Origin of the sequence: Variovorax beijingensis (assembly GCF_007828835.1) — a bacterium.
GTDB lineage: Bacteria > Pseudomonadota > Gammaproteobacteria > Burkholderiales > Burkholderiaceae_C > Variovorax > Variovorax beijingensis_A.
On the sequence record NZ_VIVL01000018.1, the window covers coordinates 72,254 to 84,651 of the forward strand.

The 12,398-nt window shown below is 67.4% G+C and carries 15 protein-coding genes; 10 read left to right on the forward strand and 5 right to left on the reverse strand.

The window, feature by feature from the left end; all coding sequences use genetic code 11:
- Positions 1–69: 69 nt before the first annotated feature.
- Positions 70–1,206 (reverse strand): iron-containing alcohol dehydrogenase, encoded by a 1,137-nt coding sequence (locus tag FB547_RS31065; RefSeq protein ID WP_025569389.1) that lies wholly within the window; start codon positions 1,204–1,206, stop codon positions 70–72.
- A 69-nt stretch (positions 1,207–1,275) separates the two neighbouring features.
- Between FB547_RS31065 and FB547_RS31070 the strand changes: the two genes are divergently transcribed.
- Positions 1,276–2,253: an alpha/beta hydrolase gene (locus tag FB547_RS31070; RefSeq protein ID WP_145747467.1), complete on the forward strand. Its 978-nt coding sequence runs from the start codon at positions 1,276–1,278 to the stop codon at positions 2,251–2,253.
- The gene (locus FB547_RS31075) at positions 2,250–3,128 is read left to right on the forward strand and encodes a YbgC/FadM family acyl-CoA thioesterase (protein WP_145747468.1); all 879 of its coding nucleotides are present in this window, start codon (positions 2,250–2,252) and stop codon (positions 3,126–3,128) included. The genes FB547_RS31070 and FB547_RS31075 overlap by 4 nt, the downstream gene beginning before the upstream one ends.
- Positions 3,129–3,149: 21 nt before the next feature.
- Here the strand turns inward: FB547_RS31075 and FB547_RS31080 are convergent, their stop codons facing one another.
- Together FB547_RS31080 and FB547_RS31085 are read right to left on the reverse strand one after the other, a co-directional pair.
- Positions 3,150–4,022, reverse strand: coding sequence for a hypothetical protein (locus tag FB547_RS31080; protein ID WP_145747469.1), 873 nt, complete (start codon positions 4,020–4,022; stop codon positions 3,150–3,152).
- Positions 4,023–4,172: 150 nt separating this feature from the next.
- Entirely contained in the window at positions 4,173–5,099 is a 927-nt protein-coding gene (locus FB547_RS31085) for a YgfZ/GcvT domain-containing protein (protein WP_025569385.1), read from the reverse strand.
- Positions 5,100–5,223: 124 nt separating this feature from the next.
- On the opposite strand from FB547_RS31085, the gene mltG reads away from it, so the two are divergent.
- The 7 genes from mltG to FB547_RS31120 all read left to right on the forward strand — a co-directional run bounded on the left by mltG (position 5,224) and on the right by FB547_RS31120 (position 10,509).
- Positions 5,224–6,246, forward strand: coding sequence for an endolytic transglycosylase MltG (gene mltG, locus FB547_RS31090; RefSeq protein ID WP_145747470.1), 1,023 nt, complete (start codon positions 5,224–5,226; stop codon positions 6,244–6,246).
- The gene (gene tmk, locus FB547_RS31095; protein WP_145747471.1) at positions 6,243–6,902 is read left to right on the forward strand and encodes a dTMP kinase; all 660 of its coding nucleotides are present in this window, start codon (positions 6,243–6,245) and stop codon (positions 6,900–6,902) included. Before mltG ends, tmk begins: the two co-directional genes overlap by 4 nt.
- Entirely contained in the window at positions 6,899–7,921 is a 1,023-nt protein-coding gene (locus FB547_RS31100; protein ID WP_025569382.1) for a DNA polymerase, read from the forward strand. The genes tmk and FB547_RS31100 overlap by 4 nt, the downstream gene beginning before the upstream one ends.
- The gene (locus FB547_RS31105) at positions 7,918–8,298 is read left to right on the forward strand and encodes a PilZ domain-containing protein (RefSeq protein WP_012747958.1); all 381 of its coding nucleotides are present in this window, start codon (positions 7,918–7,920) and stop codon (positions 8,296–8,298) included. Before FB547_RS31100 ends, FB547_RS31105 begins: the two co-directional genes overlap by 4 nt.
- Positions 8,299–8,427: 129 nt before the next feature.
- Positions 8,428–9,237 carry a TatD family hydrolase gene (locus tag FB547_RS31110; protein ID WP_145747472.1) on the forward strand — a complete coding sequence of 270 codons (810 nt, stop codon included), beginning with the start codon at positions 8,428–8,430 and terminating at the stop codon, positions 9,235–9,237.
- Positions 9,234–9,911, forward strand: a complete 678-nt coding sequence (locus FB547_RS31115; protein WP_145747473.1) for an ankyrin repeat domain-containing protein — start codon at positions 9,234–9,236, stop codon at positions 9,909–9,911. The genes FB547_RS31110 and FB547_RS31115 overlap by 4 nt, the downstream gene beginning before the upstream one ends.
- Positions 9,912–10,023: 112 nt before the next feature.
- A complete protein-coding gene (locus FB547_RS31120; protein WP_145747474.1) occupies positions 10,024–10,509 on the forward strand; it encodes a DUF2726 domain-containing protein in 486 nt (161 codons plus the stop codon).
- Positions 10,510–10,702: 193 nt separating this feature from the next.
- Here FB547_RS31120 and FB547_RS31125 read toward each other — a convergent pair whose 3' ends face one another.
- Positions 10,703–11,083, reverse strand: a complete 381-nt coding sequence (locus tag FB547_RS31125) for a cupin domain-containing protein (protein WP_025569378.1) — start codon at positions 11,081–11,083, stop codon at positions 10,703–10,705.
- A gap of 185 nt (positions 11,084–11,268) precedes the next feature.
- Between FB547_RS31125 and FB547_RS31130 the strand changes: the two genes are divergently transcribed.
- The gene (locus tag FB547_RS31130) at positions 11,269–11,691 is read left to right on the forward strand and encodes a secondary thiamine-phosphate synthase enzyme YjbQ (RefSeq protein WP_145747475.1); all 423 of its coding nucleotides are present in this window, start codon (positions 11,269–11,271) and stop codon (positions 11,689–11,691) included.
- Positions 11,692–11,746: 55 nt separating this feature from the next.
- On the opposite strand, the gene FB547_RS31135 is transcribed toward FB547_RS31130, so the two are convergent.
- Positions 11,747–11,953: a dodecin gene (locus tag FB547_RS31135; protein WP_025569376.1), complete on the reverse strand. Its 207-nt coding sequence runs from the start codon at positions 11,951–11,953 to the stop codon at positions 11,747–11,749.
- Between the last annotated feature and the right edge of the window lie 445 nt (positions 11,954–12,398).

Below are 12,398 nucleotides of genomic sequence, written 5' to 3' on the forward strand. Positions count from 1 at the left end.
GCGAAGCCTTCGAGTGTCAGTCTAGAAATTCCTTATGTCATATACATGACGCGAGAGGGATCTCCTCCCTTACATCGAGGCTTCGAGCATCGCCTTGTAGTCGTCGCGCGAAGCCAGCCGCGGGTTGGTCTTGTGGCAGTGGTCGGCCATGGCCCCGTCGATGATCTGCTCGAACAGCGCAGGCGTGACGCCCACTTCGGCCAGGCCCTTGGGCAGGCCGAGGCGCGCGTTCATGTCGCGGATCGCGTCGCCGAGATCGCCGGGCGAATCGAGGTGCATGGCCCGCGCCATGCGCTGCAGCCGCTGCTCCTTCTGCACCGATTCGGCGCCCGCATTGAAGTGGATCACGGCCGGCAGGAAGAGGGCGTTGAGCGTGCCGTGGTGCAGGCGCGGGTCGACGCCGCCCAGGCTGTGGCTCAGCGAATGGACGCAGCCCAGGCCCTTCTGGAACGCCATGGCGCCCTGCATCGACGCGCTCATGAGATTGAGGCGCGCCTCGCGGTCGCTGCCGTCTTTTGTGGCGCGTTCGATGTGCAGCCAGGCGCGCTCCAGGCCGTCCAGGCCGATGCCGTCGGCCGGCGGATTGAACGCAGCCGACATGAAGGTTTCCATGCAGTGCGCAATGGCGTCCATGCCGGTGGCGGCGGTGAGCCGGGGCGGCAGGCCGAGCGTGAGCTCGGGGTCGCAGATGGCGGCCTTGGGCATCAGGAACCAGCTGTGGAAGCCGAGCTTGCGGTGGTCGTCGACGATCACGATGGCGCCGCGCGCCACCTCGCTGCCGGTGCCGCTGGTGGTGGGCACCGCAATGAGCGGCACCGCGCGCTCGGTGATCTTGGGCGAGCCGCCCTCGATGGTGGCGTAGGTCTTGAGCGGGCCTTCGTGCGTGGCCGCAATCGCCACGCCCTTGGCGCAATCGATGGCGGAGCCGCCACCCACCGCGATGAGTCCGTCGCAGCGGCCGCTGCGGTACAGCTCGACGGCCGCCCGCACGGCGGCCTCGGTGGGGTTGGAAGGCGTCTGGTCGAACACCGCCACCTCGAGGTCGGCAATGGCATCGAGCGCCTTCTGCAGCACGCCGGCCGCGCGCACGCCCGCGTCGGTCACGATCAGCGGCCGGTTGATGCCGATGCGCGCGCATTCGCTGGACAGCAGCTGGATGGCGCCGAATTCGAACTGGATCTGGGTGAGGTATTGGATGAGGGCCATGAGGTGGGTTTGCCTGGGGCAGTACGATTGCAGACCACCCAAATCTAACAAGCAGGGACAGTCTTGCACATGAACAAAACCCTTGCCGCTGTCGCGCCCGGCACATGGCAGCCGCCGCTCACCGCGAAGATGGCCGGCGTGGTCGAGCGCATGGCGCGGGCCGGCCATCCTTCGCTCGACCAGCTCACACCCGACGAGGCCAAGGCATCCTACGAGAAAGGCGCGGGCGTGCTCGAAGTGCCGAAGCCCGCGCTGGCGCGCGTCGATGATTTCACCATTCCGGCGCGCGATGGCTTCGCGATTCCTGCGCGGCTCTACGCCCCGTCGGCAACGGCGGTGCTGCCGGCGCTGATGTATTTCCATGGCGGCGGCTTCACGGTCGGCAACATCCGCACGCACGATACGCTGTGCCGCGTGCTGAGCAGCAAGAGCGGCTGCGCGGTGGTGTCGGTCGACTACCGGCTGGCGCCCGCATTCAAGTTTCCGACGGCATCGAACGATGCATGGGATGCCTTCGCCTTCCTCGCCCACGAAGGGGGCCGCGTCGGCGTCGACATCGAGCGCCTTGCGGTGGGCGGCGACAGCGCCGGCGGCACGCTGGCGGCGGTGTGCGCCATTCTCGCGCGCGACGCGGGCCTGCCGCTCGCGCTGCAGATGCTCATCTATCCCGGCACCGCGGCGCACCAGGACACGGCCTCGCACCGGCGCTACGCCCATGGCCCGCTGCTGACCAAGGCGCTGATCGACTATTTCTTCGGCCAGTACGTGCGCACGCCGGCCGACCGCGACGACTGGCGCTTTGCGCCGCTGCTGGCCGACGACGTCGACGGCGTGGCGCCTGCATGGATCGGCCTGGCCGAATGCGATCCGGTGGTGGACGAGGGCATTGCCTACGCCGACAAGCTCCGTGCCGCGGGCGTGGCGGTCGACCTGGAAATCTACCGCGGCGTGATCCACGAATTTCTGAAAATGGGCCGCGCCATCCCCGAGGCGCTGCAGGCGCAGGACGACGCGGCCCGTGCACTCAAGGACGCACTGAACCCATGACCGACGAAGCCACGCCCCAACGAAAAGACTTTCGCTTCTTTCACCGCCTGCGCGTGCGCTGGGCCGAAGTCGACATGCAGAAGATCGTATTCAATGCACACTACCTGATGTACTTCGACACCGCCATTGCCGACTACTGGCGTGCGCTCGCGCTGCCGTACGAAGAGGCCATGCATGCGCTGGGCGGCGACCTCTACGTGCGCAAGGCCACGGTCGACTTTCGCGCCTCCGCGCGTATGGACGACGTGATCGACGTGGGCATGAAGTGCGCGCGCATTGGCAATTCGTCCATCGTCTTCGAGGGCGCGCTGTTCCGGCAGAACCAGTACCTGGTGGGCTGCGAACTCGTCTATGTGTTTGCCGACCCGGCCACGCAAACCTCGAAGCCGGTGCCGCCTGCCTTGCGCGAAATCCTCACGGGCTTCGAGGCCGGCGAGCCGATGCGCACGGTGGAAACGGGCGGCTGGAAAACGCTGGGCGAAGGCGCGGGTGCGCTGCGGCGCGCGGTCTTCATCGAGGAGCAGAACATTCCCAAGGAACTGGAGTGGGACGCGCACGATGCCGTGGTGCTGCATGCGGTGGCCCGCAACCGGCTCGGCCAGGTGATCGCGACCGGCCGGCTGCTCGACGCGGTCGACGGCACGGCCATGCTCGGCCGCATGGCCGTGCACCGCGCGCTGCGCAGCGGCGGCCACGGTGCCGCCGTGATGCAGGCGTTGGAGGCGGCCGCCAAGGCGCGCGGCGACCGCGAGATCGGCCTGCATGCGCAGCGCAGCGCCGAGCGCTTCTATGCGCGGCTGGGCTACGCCGTGCATGGCGAGCCTTTCGAGGAAGCCGGCATTCCGCACATCGAGATGCGCCGCACGCTGGCCTGATCGCAGCGCCCGAGACGGCGCTCAATAGCGCGCCGGCGGATCGGGCACGTAGCCCATCTCCGAACCCGGGAAGGCGGACGGGCCCTCGGGGCGCGGCCAGCGAGCGGGTGGAGGCACCGGAATCACACCCGCGGCAATGAGGTTCTCGCGGCTGTCGTAGCGGATGCGAACCACCTCGTCGGGCGTGGACTGTGCGCGTTCGAAGGTGGTGTGGCCTACGTGCGAGGTCTCGCGCCGGCCGTGGGCGGTGCCCAGGCTCGGGCTGGGCGGCGATGGCCGGGCCAGGCTGCCTTTCGCCGATGCGGCGGATTCAGCGCCCAAGGCGCTGTCGGCGGAGCGGGCCTGTGCGGCAGGTGCAGCGGGTGCGGCCTCCGCCACCGCCGGCGGCAGCGAAGGCGGCTCGGGCACACGCTCGCGGAACATCGCGACGCCGATCACGCCCACGTCGTCCGGCCGCCCGGTGCGGCTTGCGTACGAATTGCCGATGGAGGTGAATTCGAAGGCCGCGATCTGCGAATCGCTCTTGCGCCAGCCGGTGATGTCGCTGCGCTCGCCACCGGAAAACACATAGCCGTTCTGCAGCACGCCCGCGGTTTCGCCGGTCACGATGTTGACGCCGTCCACCGACATCACGGCCATGACGCGTTCGCCCACCGCATTGCGCGCGCGGATCGCGTAGCGCGTGCCGGGCCGGCCCGCTACCCAGTATTCGCCGCGGTGGCGGTAGATCGGCAGTTCGCGGCCGCTCGCGCGGTCGACCACGCTGAGCTGCATCAGCGAACCGATGCGGTTGAAGGTCGAAGGCGGCGGCCGCACCGGGCTTTCGGCGCATGCCGGCAGCACGCCCAATGCGGTCCATGCGAGGGCGGTCGAGAAGAGGAGTCTGCGCTTCATGATGGTCTTTCCTTGCCAGGAGTGGATCGGTACGGCTTCTACGGAGCAGCGCCGGCGGCAGGGTTAAACGCGCGCAAGAAAATGGCGCTGCCTCTTTCGGGGCAGCGCCAGGCGTCCAAGTCTTCGGACGCTGGGGGATTCGAAAAAAGACTAGATGTCTTCGAGCAGCGGATACGGCAGCGGCTCGACCGTGAGCGCCGGCCCGCCGGCGCTGCCCGCATGCAGCCCGCCGGTTTCGAGCGCCGAGATCTGGATCGAGATCAGCGCGGCCCAGCCGCCGCCGGGCGCCGGCGCGGCCTGCGCCACCGTGCCTACGGGTTGCTCGGCATCACCGGCCGCGAACACTTCCTGCCCGGCGCCGAGGGGTGCATCGGCTTGCACGAGGTAGGCGCGCCGCTTCAAAGTGCCGCGGAACTGGCTGCGCGCCACGATTTCCTGGCCCGGGTAGCAGCCCTTCTTGAAGTTCACGCCGCCCACGGATTCGTAGTTGATCATCTGCGGCACGAAGGCCTCGACCACCGGCGTGGTCACGGTCACGATGCCGCTGCGGACCTCGCTCCATTGCCACAGCTGCGCATCGAGCGCCGGACCCGTGGGGGCCGGGCTGCCGGCCGGGGCGATCCACATGGCGCGCGGCACGCCGTCGGCCGGGTAGAGCGACACCGCGCTGACGCCGTCGCCGATGGCGGTGCGCTGGCCGGGCAGGGCGGTGGCATCGAGGCCGTTGGCCGCCAGCGCGGTGCCGGCAAGGCCATAGAGCGCGAATTGCTCGGTGGCGTCGGTGAGCCTGGCCTTGGCGCGCAGCACGTACATCGACAGGCGCTTGAGCGTGGCGGCCAGGATGTCGCGGCTGCAGACCAGCAGCACCAGTTCCGGCTGCGGCCGGATGCCGACGAAGCTGGCGATCACGCGGCCCTTGGCGGTGCAAAGCGCGGCCAGGCGGGCCTCGGTGGCGCCCAGCAGCGCGAAATCCTGGGTGAGCTGTCCATGCAGGAAGCTGGCGGCATCGGGTCCCTCGGCGCGGATCACGCCAAGGCCGGAAAGAGCGGTAACACCATTGAGAACGGCAGTAGTCATCGCTGAATTATCATGGTCGGAGCCGTTCCGTCCGGTCCGCAGGGAATCCCGCCCCGGTTCCCGCAGGGCCACCGACTTTTCGCCCTGATTCGTTTTTCTTTTCTCCGCTATTTCATCCGGACCCGTGCGCCGCTTCTTCCTCACGCTTTTCCTGCTCGCCGCCCTGGCTGCGCTCGGCCTCGGCGCCGCCGGCCTCTGGTGGGTGCACCAGCCGCTCAAGCTGCCCGCGCCCAGCGTCGATCTTTCCGTGGAACCCGGCACCACGCCGCGCGGCGTTGCGCAGGCGGTGGCCGATACCGGCACCGAGGTGCAGCCGCAGCTGCTCTATCTCTGGTTCCGCATTTCAGGGCAGGACCGCCAGATCCGCGCCGGCAGCTACGAGCTGGAGCGCGGCATCACGCCCAAGATGCTGCTCAACGTGCTGGTGCGCGGCGAGGAGGCCACCCGCAGCATCGTGCTGGTCGAAGGCTGGAACATCCGGCAGGTGCGCGCCGCGCTCGCCAAGGCCGAACAGCTCAAGCCCGAAACCGTCGGCCTGCCCGACGACGCCCTGATGGCCAAACTCGGCCGGCCCGGCGTGCATCCCGAAGGCCGCTTCTTCCCCGACACCTACACCTACTCGAAGGGCTCGACCGACATCGCGCTGCTGCAGCGCGCCATGCGGGCCATGGACAAGAAGCTCGAAGCGGCATGGGCCGCCCGGGCGGCCGATTTGCCGCTTCAATCGGCGGATCAGGCGCTGATCCTGGCCAGCATTGTCGAAAAGGAGACAGGAAAAGCCAAGGACCGCTCCGAGATCGCCGCCGTTTTCGTCAACCGGCTGCGCGCCGGCATGCCGCTGCAGACCGACCCGACCGTGATCTACGGCCTGGGCACCGCGTTCGACGGCAACCTGCGCAAGAAGGACCTCTTGACCGACACCCCCTGGAACACCTACACGCGCGGCGGCCTGCCGCCCACACCCATCGCCATGCCGGGCAAGGCGGCGCTGCTGGCGGCGGTGCAGCCGGCACAGAGCAAGTCGCTGTACTTCGTGTCGCGCGGCGATGGCACCAGCCAGTTCAGCAGTTCGCTCGACGACCACAACCGCGCGGTCAACCGCTACCAGCGCGGCGGCGGCGAAACCAAACCGAAAGTTGCGCAATGAGTGACGGCCTGTTTCTGACGCTCGAGGGCATCGATGGAGCCGGCAAGTCGAGCCATCTCGACGCGATGGAGGCGCTCTTCAAGGCCCGCGGTCGCACGGTCGTGCGCACGCGCGAGCCCGGCGGCACGCCGCTCGCCGAAACCCTGCGCGGCCTGGTTCTCGAACAGCCGATGGACCCGCTGACCGAATCGCTGCTGGTGTTCGCGGCGCGGCGCGACCACATCGTGCAGATCATCGAGCCGGCGCTGGCGCGCGGCGACGTGGTGCTGTGCGACCGCTTCACCGATGCCACCTTCGCCTACCAGGGCGCGGGCCGCGACTTCGATACGCAAGTGCTGTCGACGCTGGAGCAATGGGTGCAGGGGGGCAGGGGAGCGGCAGGGCTGCTGCAGCCCCATATCACGCTCTGGTTCGACCTGGCGCCCGAAATTGCTGCCCGGCGTCTGGCGGGCGCGCGCCTGCCCGACAAGTTCGAGTCCCAGCCGGTCGAATTCTTCCGGCGCGTCGCGGCGGGCTATGCGGCCCGTGCGGCAGCCGATGCGCCGCGATTCGTGCGCATCGACGCCAGCCAGACGCGCGACCAGGTCTGGCAGCAGGTCGAGGCGGCGCTCGTTGCGCGCGGCGCGCTGGCACCCGCAGGCGGAGCGCCGCGATGAGCACGCCCGCGCTTTCGCCCTGGTTGCATCGGCCGCTCGCGGAACTGCTGCGCCAGCGCGGCCATGCGTGGCTGCTGCAGGGGCCGTCGGGACTTGGCCAATACGAACTCGCGCTCGCGCTTGCCGCGGCCTGGCTGTGCGAACAGCCCAACAAGGAGGAGGGCGGCACCGCCTGCGGCCATTGCCCGAGCTGCCACGCCATCGAGGTGCGCACCCACGCCGACCTTTGCGTGCTGATGCCCGAGGTCGCCATGCAGGAGCTTGGCTGGCCGCTCGACGAAAAGGCGCAGGCCGACATCGACGACAAGAAGCGCAAGCCCAGCCGCGAGATCCGCGTCGAGGCCATGCGCGATGCCGTCGGCTTTGCCCAGCGCACCAGCGCGCGCGGCCGCGGCAAGGCGGTGCTGGTGTATCCCGCCGAGCGCATGAACACCATCACCGCCAATGCGCTGCTCAAGACGCTCGAGGAGCCGGTCGGCGACGTGCGCTTCGTGCTCGCCAGCGAGGCGGCCTGGCAATTGCTGCCGACCATCCGCAGCCGCTGCCTGGGCTTCACGCTGCCCTGGCCCGAGACGGCCGAGGCCGAAGCCTGGCTGGCCGCGCAGGACGTGCCCGCCGCCGATGCCGCCGCATTGCTGCGCGCCGCCGGCGGGCGCCCTAGCGATGCCTTGCGGCTTGCGCGCTCCGGCCAGTCGCCCAGGGCCTGGTCGCTCTTGCCCAAGGCCGTTTCGCGCGGCGACGTGGCCGCGCTTGCGGACCAGTCGCCATCGCAGGCCATCGGCTCGCTGCAAAAGCTTTGCCACGACCTGATGGCCGTTGGCAGCGGCGCCGCGCCGCGCTTCTTCGATGCCGCCGACCTGCCGCCCGCGGTACCTTCGCACCTGGCGCTCGCGCGCTGGTCGAAGTCGCTCGCGAACGCGGCCAGGACCGCCGAACACCCCTTCAATGCGGGCCTGATGCTGGAAGCGCTTGTGAGCGAAGCGCGAACCACCCTAAACTCTGCTGCTCGCCGCCCATGAACCAACCAGCCGCACCCGCACCCGCCGCCCCGGCGCCTCAACGGCCGAGCGTGATTCAGCTCGCCATCAAGGAAAAGGGCGCGCTCTATGCCGCCTACATTCCGCTCTTTGCCGAAGGCGGCATCTTCATTCCGACCACGCGCGAATACCGGCTGGGCGACGATGTCTACGTGCTGCTGACCCTCCCTGAAGACCCGCAGCGCTACCCGGTGGCCGGCAAGGTCGCATGGATCACGCCGCAGCGCGCCGCGGGCAACCGGGCACCGGGCGTGGGCATCCGTTTTCCGTCGGACGAGAAATCGCGCCAGCTCAAGGCCCGCATCGAAGCGGCGCTCGGCGGCTCGATGGCTTCCGACCGGCCAACACAAACCATTTAGCTCGCCCCCAGGCTGCGCGCACTTCGTGTCGCTACGCCCACCCCCTACCGGGGGCCATACCAGCGGCCCGGCAGAGCCGGTTCCGCGGTATTTCTGGAATGGGGCCAGCCGCCGCTCCTCTGACACGACATGTTCACCGATTCCCACTGCCACCTCACTTTCCCCGAGTTCGCGGACCAGATGCCGCAAATCCGCGCCGCCATGGCCGAGGCGCAGGTCGACCGGGCCCTGTGCATCTGCACCAAGCTCGAGGAGTTCGACGATGTGCAGGCGCTGGCTGCGCGCTACGACAACTTCTGGGCCAGCGTCGGCGTGCACCCCGACAACGAGGACATCGCCGAGCCCACGGTGGACGACCTGGTGCGCCGCGCAGCCTTGCCCCGCGTGGTGGCCATCGGAGAAACCGGGCTCGACTACTACCAGATGGAAGAGCGCAAGGGCGGGCGCAGCATTGCCGACATGGAGTGGCAGCGCGACCGCTTCCGCGTGCACATCCGCGCCGCGCAGCAAACCCGCATGCCGCTGGTCATCCACACGCGCGAAGCCTCGGCCGACACGCTGGCCATCCTCAAGGAGGAGGGCGAAGACGGCGCCGGCAAGGCCGCCGGCGGCGTGTTCCATTGCTTCACCGAGACCGCCGAAGTGGCCCGCGCCGCGCTCGACCTGGGCTTTTATATTTCCTTTTCGGGCATCCTGACCTTCAAGAAGGCGCAGGACCTGCGCGACGTGGCGGCCTTCGTGCCGCTCGACCGCATGCTGATCGAAACCGACAGCCCGTACCTGGCGCCCGTGCCGTACCGCGGCAAGACCAACAATCCATCCTACGTGCCCTTTGTGGCGAAGCAGATCGCCGAACTGCGCAAGCTGCCGCTCGAAGCCGTGGCCGAGGCCACGAGCCACAACTTCGAAGCGCTGTTCAAGGGAGTAAAAGAAAAATGAAGAAGTACATTAAAAAGCTGTTGTATCTCGTTGTTGTTACAGCAACTTTCTCCGCGAACGCTGGTTCTTTCGAGGACTTCTTCCGGGCCGTGCGCGCAGACAACCCCAGCGGCGTGCGCACCTTATTGAACCGCGGTTTCGACCCCAACACACGCGACGAGCACGGCCAAACCGGCCTGATCATTGCGCTGCGCGAACCGTCCCCCAAGGTGGTCCAGGTGCTGCTCGAATCGCCACAGACCGACGTCGACCTGGCCAATGCCAAGGACGAAACCCCGCTGATGCTGGCCGCCATCAAAGGCCAGCAGGACGTGGTCGCGCAGCTGCTCAAGCGCGACGCCGCCGTCAACAAGACCGGCTGGACGCCGCTGCACTACGCCGCGAGCAGCGGCCAGCTGAGCATCATGAAGGTGCTGCTCGACAATTTCGCCTTCATCGATGCGCAATCGCCCAACGGCACCACGCCGCTCATGATGGCCGCGATGTACGGCTCGACCGAGGCCGTGAAGCTCCTGCTGGCCGAAGGCGCGGACACCACGATGAAGAACCAGCTCGGCATGACGGCCGTCGACTTCGCGAACAAGGCCAACCGTCCGGAAGCCGCGCAGCTGATCGCGGCTGCGGCTGGCGCCAAGGCCGATTCCAAGGCCATTCCGAAGGATGGCAAATGGTGAGCTTCCATACGCTCCATTGAGGGCCGATCCGCCGCATCGGCAGGCCCGGGAAAACGCCAAAAAAAGGGCGCCCGCGCCTCGTGCGAGACTCTGCGCTGAAGGAGAAGCAGAGATGAATACGTTCCTATTCATGGTCTTTTTGCTGGCCGTCGGACTGCTGGTGCTCGCAGCGGTCGCCAAAAAGAGGTCGGCACAAAACAGCAGCGGTTTCGTCGACAAGCCCAAGGCGCGCCCGCCGCTCACGGCGCGCGAGCAGGCCATGTACAACCGGCTCGTGCAGACGCTGCCGGACCTCGTGGTGCTGCCGCAGGTCAGCTTCGGTGCATTGCTCACGGCCCGCACGCGCGCGGCGCGAAGCTCGTTCAGCCGGAAGATCGCCGACTTCGTCGTGTGCGACCGTTCGTTCAAGGTCGTGGCCGTGGTCGCGTTCGGCGGCGACAAGAGCAGCAAGGGCAAGTCGCAGCGCGACCTGGACCGCGAGGCGCTGCTGGTGGAGGCCGGCTACCGCGTACTGCGCTATCCGCGGGTGCCGGATGTGGGGCGCGTGGAGGCCGACTTCGATCCGACGCTGGCGTCGGTGAGTCCCATGGGTTCCTGAGGGCGGGCTGGGTTTTGCCGGGATTGGCGTCCGAGCAGTCCATTCGAAAGGAACACAATGTGCATTATGTTAAATAACATTGATGCCGACTCCTCCCTGCAGGACCTTGCCGTCCATGCCCCACTGCTTTCTTCTGCAGTTGCTGCGGTAAATCCTTGTCGCCATTGGCAGTCGGCCGGCAGCCCCGTCGGGATCAGCTCTTGGGCTTTGCGTATTCCTCTGCGCTGATCACCTCGAAGCCAACGAACGGGTCATTGCCTTCGACCCATGCGTCATGGCCCGGTGGAATGGTGTACGACATGCCTTCCTCCAGGGTGGTCTTCGAGCCGTCATTCATTTGCACGGTTATCCGCCCGGAAACCACGTACCCGACGTGAGCGACCTGGCAACTCTCCGTGCCGACGACCGGCTTGATGCACTTCGACCAGCGCCATCCGGGCTGGAACTTGAAGCGTCCCAGCGTGTATCCCTCGAGGCGGACCACTTCGACGCGCGTTTTTTCCGGCTCCCGAACCTCGTCCGGCTCGTCATGGGATTTCGTCTGAAGCTTGGTGACATTCATAGGACTTGCCATCACTACTCTCCTTGCACGAGTGAGCAGTTGGTCCGCGGCAGCCTCGTGCGAAACCGCGCGTCGAACGATTGCATGTTAGTCCCGGGCCACGCTCGTCGGCGACTCATTTTTCGCCCGGTAGGTACCCCGGTGGCGTGCATCTCGGGCACGTGCGCGGAATTTCCAGCGCTAAAGTGCTGATTGCGATGCTCAGCCAGACCACCACCACGCTCGACTTCGACACCGATGGCCGCGGCCTTCTGGAAATCACAGGCGCCGTCGCGCAATGGGTCGAACGCACCAGCTTTCAAACCGGGCTGCTGACGCTCTTCATCCGCCATACCTCGGCCAGCCTGCTGGTGCAGGAGAACGCGGATCCGGATGTGCAGGCAGACCTCGACCGTTTCCTTGCGCGCCTGGTGCCCGATGGCGATCCGCTGTTCCGGCACCGCGACGAAGGGCCGGACGACATGCCGGCCCATGTACGTTCGGCGCTGACTGCGGTCCAGCTTTCGATTCCCGTGACGAACGGGCGCATGGCCCTGGGCACCTGGCAGGGCATCTATCTGTGGGAGCACCGGGTGAGGCCGCATCGCAGGCAGGTGGTGCTGCACCTGATCGGGTCCTAGGGGCCCGCCCATCGACCACCGCCCTGCTCTCTTGCGCCCGGCACGCCGCTCGCGGCTACTCCAGCGTGAACCCTATCTTCACCGTCACCTGCCAGTGCGCGACCTTGCCGTCCACCACATGGCCACGCGTCTCGGTGACAGTGAACCACTGGATGTTGCGGACCGTCTCGTGCGCCTTGGTGATGGCCGTCTGCACGGCATCCTCGATGCCGATCGGCGAAGAGCCGGTCAGCTCGAGCGACTTGTAAACGTGATTCGACATGTCTTTTGCTCCTTGAATTGGTGCGCCGCAGCTGCTCTCCGTGCGGATCGGCCGCACGGCACACATGTTGACCCCTCGGCTCGCTTGTTGGAAGTGCCGGGCGACGGGTTTTTCGCGCCGCGCGAGTGCGGTGTGGAGCAGGCACGGTCTTTGCATGACCGAAAGCTCACGGTGTAACGAAGCACTGTTTTGGTGAGGTTTCCGCGGTCCAGCGGAGCCCGGAGCGTGAAGAGCGCCCAGCACCCCCGCCCGCGCTTCCGCAGGCATTCCTACCCCCAAACCCCGCCGAACAACGCGGCCCCGCAAGGGCTGCGCTTCGGCATTTGCATTGTTGTTTCGAATCAGCTGATTCCCCGAAAGGCCCACCCATGATGAAGAAACTCAAGCTCGTGATGGTCGGCAACGGCATGGCCGGCGTGCGCACGCTGGAGGAGCTCCTGAAGCT

Excerpts from the sequence above, each read along its gene's own strand:
- FB547_RS31135 (WP_025569376.1), bottom strand. The coding sequence starts at position 11,953 with ATGTCGAATCACGTTTACAAGTCGCTCGAGCTGACCGGCTCTTCGCCG.
- FB547_RS31120 (WP_145747474.1), top strand. The coding sequence starts at position 10,024 with ATGAATACGTTCCTATTCATGGTCTTTTTGCTGGCCGTCGGACTGCTG.
- FB547_RS31065 (WP_025569389.1), bottom strand. The coding sequence starts at position 1,206 with ATGGCCCTCATCCAATACCTCACCCAGATCCAGTTCGAATTCGGCGCC.
- FB547_RS31100 (WP_025569382.1), top strand. The coding sequence starts at position 6,899 with ATGAGCACGCCCGCGCTTTCGCCCTGGTTGCATCGGCCGCTCGCGGAA.
- FB547_RS31110 (WP_145747472.1), top strand. The coding sequence starts at position 8,428 with ATGTTCACCGATTCCCACTGCCACCTCACTTTCCCCGAGTTCGCGGAC.
- FB547_RS31075 (WP_145747468.1), top strand. The coding sequence starts at position 2,250 with ATGACCGACGAAGCCACGCCCCAACGAAAAGACTTTCGCTTCTTTCAC.
- FB547_RS31080 (WP_145747469.1), bottom strand. The coding sequence starts at position 4,022 with ATGAAGCGCAGACTCCTCTTCTCGACCGCCCTCGCATGGACCGCATTG.
- FB547_RS31125 (WP_025569378.1), bottom strand. The coding sequence starts at position 11,083 with ATGGCAAGTCCTATGAATGTCACCAAGCTTCAGACGAAATCCCATGAC.
- FB547_RS31085 (WP_025569385.1), bottom strand. The coding sequence starts at position 5,099 with ATGACTACTGCCGTTCTCAATGGTGTTACCGCTCTTTCCGGCCTTGGC.
- FB547_RS31070 (WP_145747467.1), top strand. The coding sequence starts at position 1,276 with ATGAACAAAACCCTTGCCGCTGTCGCGCCCGGCACATGGCAGCCGCCG.
- FB547_RS31115 (WP_145747473.1), top strand. The coding sequence starts at position 9,234 with ATGAAGAAGTACATTAAAAAGCTGTTGTATCTCGTTGTTGTTACAGCA.
- FB547_RS31105 (WP_012747958.1), top strand. The coding sequence starts at position 7,918 with ATGAACCAACCAGCCGCACCCGCACCCGCCGCCCCGGCGCCTCAACGG.
- FB547_RS31130 (WP_145747475.1), top strand. The coding sequence starts at position 11,269 with ATGCTCAGCCAGACCACCACCACGCTCGACTTCGACACCGATGGCCGC.
- tmk (WP_145747471.1), top strand. The coding sequence starts at position 6,243 with ATGAGTGACGGCCTGTTTCTGACGCTCGAGGGCATCGATGGAGCCGGC.